Genomic DNA, 4,896 nt, shown 5'->3' on the forward strand with positions numbered 1-4,896 from the left:
CACGCCTGCGCATCCGTACGAAGACACGGTGGGCCGGCGCGGACCGCAACCGACCAGAAAGGGCGCCTGGTGGCCGATCGCTACGACCCCAACTCCGGCACCAACCTCGACAAGTTCGACAACGCCGGCGACCCGTCGAGTGACACCTGGGCCACCCTGGTCACCCACATCACCGGCTATCCCGTGCCGGACCGCAACACCATCTTCGACACGCTCCGCTCCGACCACGGCGGCAAGCTCTTCCGGATGGACATCAAGGAGCGCAGCCTCAGCCTGATGGTCAAGGACTCCGGGTTCCTGACCAACACCGGCGAGGACTACGACATCTTCTTCTTCGACGGCGGCAAGAAGACGAAGATCATGCAGGCCCGCATCGTGTTCGAGGGCCGCGTGAAGGCCGGCGAGGAGATCATCTTCGCCGGCCCGGGCTCCGACAACGTCAACGACGCCCAGGTCCGTGAAGGCAACGAGTTCACGGACTACAACAAGGACAAGATGTCCACCATCCCGCTCGCCCGGTACATGAACGGGCCGCGGACGGCGCTCCTCGAACTGCTGAAGGGCGGCACCCAGAACGCCCGGTTCAGCAACCTGGGCGTGGGCGGCAGCGACGCGGTCGACCTGAACTCATTCAACACGACGGGCGACTCCTTCGACTACGCCGCCAAGTTCTTCCGGGACCACGCGGTCGTCCTGAAGGACTGGGAGGACCGTTTCGGAAGGGACGACGCGAGCTGGAAGGGTGAGGCGGCGGAGGTCTTCCGCAGCCTGCTGACGAAGATCCGCGAGAACTACGACAACTACATCGAGACCTTCGACTCCTCGGCCGGCACCGGCGACGAGACCGGCACCGGCAACACGGTGTACTCGCGCGCCCTGTCGCTGGGCCGCAAGTACCTGGAGGACGCCGCCAGCAAGCTGCTGGACGCCTGGCTGGCATGGGCCAAGTCCCCGTACTACGACCCGCACCAGGTGCTGCGCTACGTCCTGGACGAACTGGCCCAGTGGGTGGACAGCAACAACGTCGCCAAGACGGACATCACGTCGACCAGCACCCGCTACACCACGACCGTCCGGCACAGCCCGCAGGGAGGCTTCTCCCAGGTGCACCCCGAGTACGGCGACCTGACCGACATCGCCAACTGGGCCAAGGTCGGCGACAAGGCGGTCAAGGTCTGGAGCCAGGGCGTCGCCGAGTACCTGGGCAAGCCCGCCGCCACGGTGCAGTCCAACCTGAACAACCACTTCCTCGACCTCGGCGAGGACTTCGCGGACAACGTGCCCAAGCCCAAGTCGACCAGCACGGCCTCGGAGGAGTACGAGGAGAAGAAGGCCAAGGAGGCCGAGGAGGAGCTCAAGAAGCAGAACGAGGAGAACAAGAAGTACCAGGACGAGCTGCGGGAGGAGCAGAACCGGCAACGCGAGGAGGACAAGAAGTACCAGGACGAGCTGCGGGAGGAGCAGAACCGGCAACGCGAGGAAGACAAGAAGTACCAGGACGAGTTGCGCGAGGAGCAGAACCGGCAACGCGAGGAAGACAAGAAATACCAGGACGAACTCCGCAACGAGCAGAAGGCGGAGCAGGACGAGGCCAAGCGAGAAGCCGAAGAGCTCCGCAACGAGCAGAACCAGCAGCGCGACGAGGACAAGAAATACGCCGACGAACTGCGCGAGGAGCAGCGGCGCGAGCAGGAAGAGGCCAAGCGCGAGGCCGAGGAACAGGCCAAGGCCGTGCAGGAGAGCCTCGGCGGGCTCAACGACCCCAACGCGGTCAACGAGCAGAACCTCGACATCCCCGACGACCTGCTGAACCAGAACAACCCGGTCACCACCGAGAGCCTCGGCGACATGGGAGACCTCAACGGTGACGGCACCGGCCCGGGCCAGACCGACCTCGGCCCGGTCACCCAGAACCTCGGCAACCTCGGCGGACTGAACGCTGGGGGCGGCGCACTCAACACCCCGACCGGCGGGAAGACCCAGGCCGACGGAGGCAAGCTCACCACCGACTTCCCGGACGGCAGCAGTACGTCCTTCGATCCGGACAGCGGGTTGCTCACCACCACGTCGCCGGACGGTGCGGTCACCACGCAGGATCTGGGCGACGGTCTGAAGGTGACGAACCCCGACGGTTCGGTGACGTCGCTCGGCGACGACGGGAAGCTGACGACGACGTTCCCGGACGGCACCACGCAGACCGTGGACCCGTCGACCGGCCAGGCGATCACGACCAACCCGGACGGCAGCACCACCACGACCGATCTGGGCAGCCTCACCGACCTCAACGGCAACCTCAACGGCGACGGCGTGCTCGACGGCCCGACGGGCACCAACACCCAGCTGAACAACGCCGGTGAGCTGACCACCGACTTCCCGGACGGCAGCAGTACGTCCTTCGATCCGGACAGCGGGTTGCTCACCAGCACCTCGCCGGACGGTGCGGTCACCACGCAGGATCTGGGCGACGGTCTGAAGGTGACGAACCCCGACGGTTCGGTGACGTCGCTCGGCGACGACGGGAAGCTGACGACGACGTTCCCCGACGGCACCACGCAGACCGTCGACCCGTCGACCGGCCAGGCGATCACCACCGACCCGGACGGCAAGACGATCACCGAGAACCTGGGCGACCTGGGTAACCTCAACGGTCAGAACAACATCAACGACCTCGGCGACCTGGGCGACATCGACAACGACGTGACCACCGAGTCGCTCGGCAACCTCGGGGACCTCAACAGCGACGGATCCGCCCTGGAGACCCCCACCGGCGGCGAACTCACGCTCGACGACGCCGGCGACTTCACCACCACCTTCGCGGACGGCAGCAGCACCTCTTTCGACCCGGACAACGGGCTGCTCACCTCCACCGACGCGAACGGCGACACCACCACCACGGATCTCACCCACGGGGCCACGGTGACCAACCCGGACGGCTCCGTCACCACCCTCGACAACGGCCAGCTGACCACCACCTTCCCCGACGGCAGCACCCAGGTCATCGACCCGGACACCGGCATCGCCACCCTCACCGACCCGCAGGGCAACACCGAGAGGGTGGACCTTCACGACCTCAACTCCGGTGCAGGCAACGACCGTTCGGACATCCTCGACGGTCTCGGCGACCTCAACGGGGTCGGTGGCGGCGACGGCACCGTCTCCCGGGACGTGCCGCTCTCCGAACTGGGTCTCGGCGGAGGTGCGGGCGGCGGCGGCCTGGGCGGTGGCCTCTCCGGGTCGGACTCCCTGTCCTCGAACGAGTTCAGCGGGGCAGGCGTCGCCCCCCTGTCGGACAGCACGGCCTCCGCGCTCAGCCCCGCCGCCGCGACGGCTGGTACCCCCGGCGCGCCTGGCACACCCGGCACCCCCGGCATGCCGATGGGCGGCGGCATGGGCGGCATGGGTGCGGGCGGCGAGAAGGGCAACGGCGAGCGGGTACGCGCCGTCCTGGTCGATGCGGCCGAGGAGAGCGAGCGCCGCAACCGCCGGCGCCGCAGCCCCTGGAACCGCCAGGAGGACAACGACACCTTCCTGGCCCCGGCCTCCAGGGTGTCGACCACCGGCGGCGGCGCGGGCGCCGACTCCACCGAGGAGGAGGCCGAACCGGGCCGCGGGGTCACCAGCTCCAACGACTACCTGGAGGAGGACGCCGACGTGTGGGGCACCGAGGAGGGCGGCACCCCGGCCGTCATCGGACGGTAGCGCCGGGCACCGGCGAGGGAGCGGAACCGAGCGGAAGCCGGAACGGAGAGATGAATACCACCCCGTTCCGGATTCCGCAGCAGAGACCTCACCAGGCAAGATCAGCAGGGTAGTTGCCGGTTTTCGGGCCGGGGCCGTGCACACGGCTCGACGACCGGGCGTACGGAGATCGACGGAGAAGGGCGGAGCGGACGTGACGGAACCGCTGGAGAAGCGGCTGGAGAAGGCGATGGCCGAACTCCAGGCTGCGCAGGAGGCGGTCGCGCGCACCGAGCGCGAGCTGCGCCAGGCGTCGTTCTCGGTGCTCTCATCCGACCGCGCGGTCCGTGCCGTGGTGGGCCCGCAGGGCGAACTGACCGGGATCGAGTTCCTGGAGAACAAGTACCGCGACATGTCGCCCTCGGAGCTGGCGGCCAGCGTCCTGGAGGCGGCGAGCGCGGCACGTACGAAGATGAACCGGCATGTGATGAAGGCGATGGCGCCCTTCACGGAGCCCAGCAGCAACGTGCCGGAGCTGAAGGGCTTCGAGCTGGACTGGGAGCAGATCTTCGGCCCAGAGGTGCTGCGCGAGGACGACGAGGACACGGAACGCGACGGCCAGGCCACCCCGGCCTGGCGGGACGCGCTGGGCGAGGACGGAGAGGACTGACCATGGGAGAGCGGTACTACGTCGATCCGCAGCGCATCGAGGCACTGGCGGGGCAGCTGGAGGAGATCGGCACCCTCACCAGGAGCATGACGGAGGAGTTCTTCGACGAACTGGCCCCGACGGTCCGGTGGCCCGGCACGGAGGGCGAGTTCGCCGAGAAGGCCAAGCCGCAGGAGCAGAAGGAGCGGCAGACCACCAAAGAGACCATGATGTCGATCCGCGACGCTCTGGTGGGCATCACCGACGCCACTGTCAGCCAGGTCCGGCTGATGAAGAGCACCCGTGACGCCAACATCGAGGACATCGAGCAGAACAACAGGGAAATCGACACCCATGGACTGGACGGCAACGGCGGCCCGGGCGGGCATGGCCGTCGCTGACCTCCGCACCGCAGGCCGTTCCCGCATGCCGGGAGCGGCCGCTCCGTGCTGCCCGGACCGGTACGGCGCGTTCGTGTGCCGCCCGCCCCGGTACTGCCCGGTTCCATGCCGCTCCGTCCTGTTCCGCTCGGGTCAGTTCTGCTCCAACGGCCCCTCGGGCGGCCCCCG

General features: G+C 68.1%; 3 protein-coding genes. All 3 read left to right on the forward strand.

Going from position 1 to position 4,896, the window contains the following annotated elements:
* Positions 1–69 precede the first annotated feature (69 nt).
* The 3 genes from ACN20J_RS49415 to ACN20J_RS49425 all read left to right on the forward strand — a co-directional run bounded on the left by ACN20J_RS49415 (position 70) and on the right by ACN20J_RS49425 (position 4,728).
* Positions 70–3,699, forward strand: a complete 3,630-nt coding sequence (locus ACN20J_RS49415) for an AAWKG family protein (RefSeq protein ID WP_419668727.1) — start codon at positions 70–72, stop codon at positions 3,697–3,699.
* A gap of 193 nt (positions 3,700–3,892) precedes the next feature.
* The gene (locus tag ACN20J_RS49420) at positions 3,893–4,348 is read left to right on the forward strand and encodes a YbaB/EbfC family nucleoid-associated protein (protein WP_189844491.1); all 456 of its coding nucleotides are present in this window, start codon (positions 3,893–3,895) and stop codon (positions 4,346–4,348) included.
* Between the two features lie 2 nt (positions 4,349–4,350).
* Positions 4,351–4,728, forward strand: a complete 378-nt coding sequence (locus tag ACN20J_RS49425) for a hypothetical protein (RefSeq protein WP_189844492.1) — start codon at positions 4,351–4,353, stop codon at positions 4,726–4,728.
* Positions 4,729–4,896: the final 168 nt, after the last annotated feature.

Origin of the sequence: Streptomyces sp. 2-1 (genome assembly GCF_048564895.1) — a bacterium.
Lineage (GTDB): Bacteria > Actinomycetota > Actinomycetes > Streptomycetales > Streptomycetaceae > Streptomyces > Streptomyces phaeochromogenes.